This window comes from Mesorhizobium sp. M7A.F.Ca.CA.002.05.1.1 (assembly GCF_003998335.1).
GTDB lineage: Bacteria > Pseudomonadota > Alphaproteobacteria > Rhizobiales > Rhizobiaceae > Mesorhizobium.
This window is the reverse complement of the sequence record NZ_RZQI01000536.1, coordinates 1-4,177: the sequence shown is the minus strand read 5'-3', so window position 1 is coordinate 4,177 and position 4,177 is coordinate 1. Positions and strand designations below refer to the sequence as shown.

Below are 4,177 nucleotides of genomic sequence, written 5' to 3'. Positions count from 1 at the left end.
TGCGATAGCGGCCCTGCTTGACCCAGGTTGCCAGGCTGCCGACGATCATGCCGATGGCGAGTGCCAGGAACAGGAAAATGAACAGCGGCAAAGTCAGGGTCAGCTTCGGATTGCCGGGGTTGAACGGATCGAGCGTGAAGGCGACCAGTTCGCGGTTGGCAACGGCGAGTGCGATCAGGATGATCGCCAGGGGCACGAAGATCGCGATGAGGATGAAGCGATTGAACATGATGTTTTCCGTCGGAAGCTGGCCTGTCCGAAAGGCCGTCAGGCGCTGACGTCGCGCCTACTTGCCGCCGTTCAGCCTTTCACGCAGTTCCTTGCCGGTCTTGAAGAACGGCACCCACTTCTCCTCGACCTCGACGGATTCGCCGGTGCGCGGATTGCGGCCGGTGCGGGCGGGACGGTTCTTCACCGAAAAAGCGCCGAAGCCTCGCAACTCGACCCGGTTGCCTTCGGCAAGGGCGTCGGTGATTTCATCGAAGATGGCGCCGACGATGTTTTCGACGTCGCGCAGGAAAAGATGCGGATTGCGCGTGGCAATAATCTGCACAAGTTCGGACTTGATCATGAGACGGGTCCCCGTGAAAGCAGTGCGGTCAAAATTATGAGGATGATTTTATTTGCTTTTTTCACTTGCCCCAAACGGCGTCTCAAGGGTGCCAGACGGAAACGAGACCGTCAAGAAACAAGCGGTCGGCTCCGAGTTCATGGATGACGTCGCCACTGTAGGCGGGCAGGCCGAGCGCACTGCCGATGGTTTGCGCCATCGCTTTCGAGAACAGGAAGCCGCCGCGCTGTTCGGTATCCTTCCACTCGACGACCTTGAGCTTGGCATCGACGCCCTTGGTCGCCAGCCAGTCGACCGCTACCGCCTCGCCGCCGACGGCGTCGATCAGCCCGTTGGCTACGCCCTGACGCCCGGTGAATATCGAGCCGTCGGCAAGCGCCAGCGCTTGTTCGCGGGTCATCTTGCGGCGTTCGGCGACGATGTCGACGAACCAGTTATAACTGTCGAGGATGAGTTTGCGAACCATGGCACGCTCGTCGTCATTGGTCGGCTTGAAGGGAGAGGGTGCGGCTTTCAGCGGCGAGGATTTCACCTCCTCCAGCTTGACGCCGAGTTTGTCCATCAGGCCGCTGACGTCGGGATACTGGATCAGCACGCCGATCGAGCCGACGATCGAGGTCTTGCGGGCAACGATGTGATCGGCGGCACTGGCGATCATATAGCCCGCCGATGCGGCGAGCGTGCCGACTTCCGCCACCACCGGCTTGTCGGCGGCCAGCTTGCGCACTTCTTCATAGATCGACTCACCACCGACGGTGGTGCCGCCAGGCGAATCGATCGACAGGATCACGCCCTTCACCTTCGATGAAAGACGGATGGTTTCCAGCCGCTTGATCAGTTCCTCGTCCTCGGTGATCGTGCCTTCGATCTTGACCTTGGCAATATGGTCGACCGTCGAGCCGCCGAAATCGTCGCCATAGAACCAGGTTGAAAGCGCAATCACCCCAAGGGCTACGATGCCTATGGCGACGACGCGCCAGAATGTCAGCTTGCGCCGCAAACGGCGGCGGTCGATCAGGTCGTCGGCTCTCAGTGCCATGGTCAGCCTTTCAGTCGGCGGGAGGAGACGCTTTTAGACCATGATCCGCCCATCTGGAAGCAGTTCTCTTTTGCGTATGGCGAGACAAGTCAGCACCTGGACGTGAGGTAGCCATCCCCGTCGACAGTCGGCCGGCCTCGGCTAGGCGCTCTACAAGTATTGGCCTGCTCACATGTTTGTGCAATCGCCCCAGGTCGGCGACGAGACCGACGACGGATAAATTTTACGCCGCGTGTCTGTTTCTGCTATGGAGAACACGCAGTTGTGCGGACCTCGTTTTCGTCTGTACAAAGGCGGCTGTCACATTTTTGCAGTTTTCGTGGGCTTGTGCTTGCTTGAAAGCGCCGGCGTCCCACCTATAGGCGGTGCTCAAGGGTGGGCAGGGTTAAAGAAAGCAGTGAATGTTAGCGCGACCGATTGAACCGACCAACGCCGAGGCGGTGTTGGCTCCCCCGGCGGACGGCCGGACGCGCGGCGACGCTTTCGACCGTGCACAGCGTCATTCGCGCCGCGTGCGCGTTCTCAAATTTGCCGTGCCGGTGGCCGCGGCACTGATAGCGGTCGCTTTCCCGGTCTATTCCTATCTCGCCGCACCCGTCGCCGTGAAGGTTCAGGCGGAAGGCACTGCCTTTTCCAACGGCAAGCTGGTGATGGCCAATCCCAAGCTCAACGGTTTCACCAAGCAGAAGCAGCCTTATTCGATGACGGCGCTGCGTGCCATTCAGGATGTCAGCACGCAAGGTATCATCGAGCTGGAAGGCATCGACGCCAAGGTGCCGATCGCGCCCGACAATGTGGCGGCGGTCAAGGCCTCGCACGGCACCTACGATCGCGACGGCAATACGATGAATTTGACCAGCGACGTGACGATCACCACGACCGACGGCATGCAGGCCAAGTTCAAATCGGTCTTCCTCGACATGGGCAAAGGCACTATGAAGACGGGAGATCCCGTCGATGTCAGCCGTGGCGGGTCGCGGATCACGGCGGATACGATGTCGGTCCAGGACAATGGCAAGGTTCTGGTTTTCGAGAACAAGGTGCGCGTCAACATCGATTCCACCGCCTTGAAGGCGGCACAGGGAAACAGCGGAGAAACCAATGCGGCTCAGTAGTTCGACGCGGCTCGCGGCTGCAACTTCAGCGTTGCTGCTGCTCGGACTCGGGCCGTCATCGGCGCAGACGACCAGTCAATCAGGCCTCAAACTGTCCGGCGACAAGCCGATCCAGATCGAGAGCGACAAGCTGGAAGTCCGCCAGGCCGACAGTGTCGCCATCTTCACGGGCAATGTCAGTGTCGTCCAGGGGCCGACATTGATGAAGGCCGGCAAGATGACGGTCTACTACGTCAAGGACCCCAACGCCGCTGCCAAGGGCACCGAGGCCGCGGGTGCGGCGATGACGGGCTCGGCCAACATCGATCACCTGGAGATCTCCGACAAGGTTTACATCAAGTCGGATGCGCAGGTCGCGACAGGCGATCAAGGCAGCTTCGATATGAAGAGCCAGGTGCTGGTGCTTTCGGGCAAAAAGGTCGTTCTGTCGCAAAACGACAACATTCTGGTGGGCTGCAAGCTTACCGTGCAGATGAAAAGCGGGCTGGCTCAGGTGGATCCATGCGCTGGGCAACGCGTCCAGATGTCGATCACGCCGCCGCCGAAATCGGGAGCGACGAACCCCTGATGGCCAGCCTGTCGTCGCTGACGGCGCGTCTTCCGGGACGGGCCGCCGGCAAGCTTTCGGCGCCGGCCACGGTGACCGTCGATGCGGGAAAGTTCAAGGGAACCCTGATCGCCAAGGGGCTGACCAAGAGCTACAAGGGCCGCAAGGTCGTCAGCGGCGTCACCATCGGCGTGCGCGCCGGCGAGGCCGTTGGGCTGCTCGGCCCCAACGGCGCCGGCAAGACGACCTGTTTTTACATGGTTACCGGCCTCGTGCCGGTGGATGAAGGCACGATCGAGATCGACGGCTTCGACGTCACGTCGATGCCGATGTACCGTCGCGCACGCCTCGGCATCGGCTATCTGCCGCAGGAAGCGTCGATCTTCCGCGGTCTCAATGTCGAGCAGAATATCCGCGCGGTGCTGGAAGTGGTCGAAAAGGACCGCAAGGTGCGCGAGCGCAATCTCGACGAACTGCTCGAGGAATTCCACATCAGCCATCTGCGCAAGGCGCCATCCATGTCGCTTTCGGGCGGCGAGCGGCGACGCCTGGAAATCGCGCGAGCGCTGGCGACGCGTCCGGCTTACATGCTGCTCGACGAGCCTTTCGCAGGCATCGATCCGATCGCCGTCGCCGATATCCAGCAACTGGTGCGCCACCTGACGGCGCGCGGCATCGGCGTCCTCATCACCGATCACAATGTGCGCGAAACGCTCGGCCTCATCGACCGCGCCTACATCATCCATGCCGGCCAGGTGCTGACCCATGGAAGGGCCGACGAGGTGGTGGCAAACCCCGATGTGCGGCGACTTTACCTCGGCGAGGGTTTTACGCTCTGAACGGTTCGTCGTTTCACGGAAAACGCCAATCCGCTCCGTCTTTTCGTCTTGACGCAATCCCAAGGG

At 61.0% G+C, this 4,177-nt stretch carries 5 protein-coding genes and 1 pseudogene; 3 read left to right on the top strand and 3 right to left on the bottom strand.

The features are described from left to right. The 3 genes and pseudogenes from EN939_RS23340 to sppA all read right to left on the bottom strand — a co-directional run. Positions 1–229: pseudogene (locus EN939_RS23340) on the bottom strand (DUF1049 domain-containing protein); the annotation flags it as partial. A gap of 57 nt (positions 230–286) precedes the next feature. Next, a complete protein-coding gene (locus EN939_RS23335; RefSeq protein ID WP_006200394.1) occupies positions 287–571 on the bottom strand; it encodes an integration host factor subunit beta in 285 nt (94 codons plus the stop codon). Positions 572–653: 82 nt separating this feature from the next. Further along, a complete protein-coding gene (gene sppA, locus EN939_RS23330) occupies positions 654–1,610 on the bottom strand; it encodes a signal peptide peptidase SppA (RefSeq protein ID WP_127269998.1) in 957 nt (318 codons plus the stop codon). Between the two features lie 401 nt (positions 1,611–2,011). Between sppA and lptC the strand changes: the two genes are divergently transcribed. From lptC to lptB, 3 genes are read left to right on the top strand one after another with little or no spacing between them, the layout of a single operon-like run. After that, on the top strand, positions 2,012–2,725 hold the full coding sequence (gene lptC / locus EN939_RS23325; protein ID WP_127269996.1) for an LPS export ABC transporter periplasmic protein LptC: 714 nt from the start codon (positions 2,012–2,014) through the stop codon (positions 2,723–2,725). Continuing rightward, the gene (locus tag EN939_RS23320) at positions 2,712–3,293 is read left to right on the top strand and encodes an LptA/OstA family protein (protein WP_127269994.1); all 582 of its coding nucleotides are present in this window, start codon (positions 2,712–2,714) and stop codon (positions 3,291–3,293) included. Before lptC ends, EN939_RS23320 begins: the two co-directional genes overlap by 14 nt. Next, positions 3,293–4,111 carry an LPS export ABC transporter ATP-binding protein gene (gene lptB / locus EN939_RS23315; protein WP_013529586.1) on the top strand — a complete coding sequence of 273 codons (819 nt, stop codon included), beginning with the start codon at positions 3,293–3,295 and terminating at the stop codon, positions 4,109–4,111. The genes EN939_RS23320 and lptB overlap by 1 nt, the downstream gene beginning before the upstream one ends. The last annotated feature ends 66 nt before the right edge of the window (positions 4,112–4,177 follow it).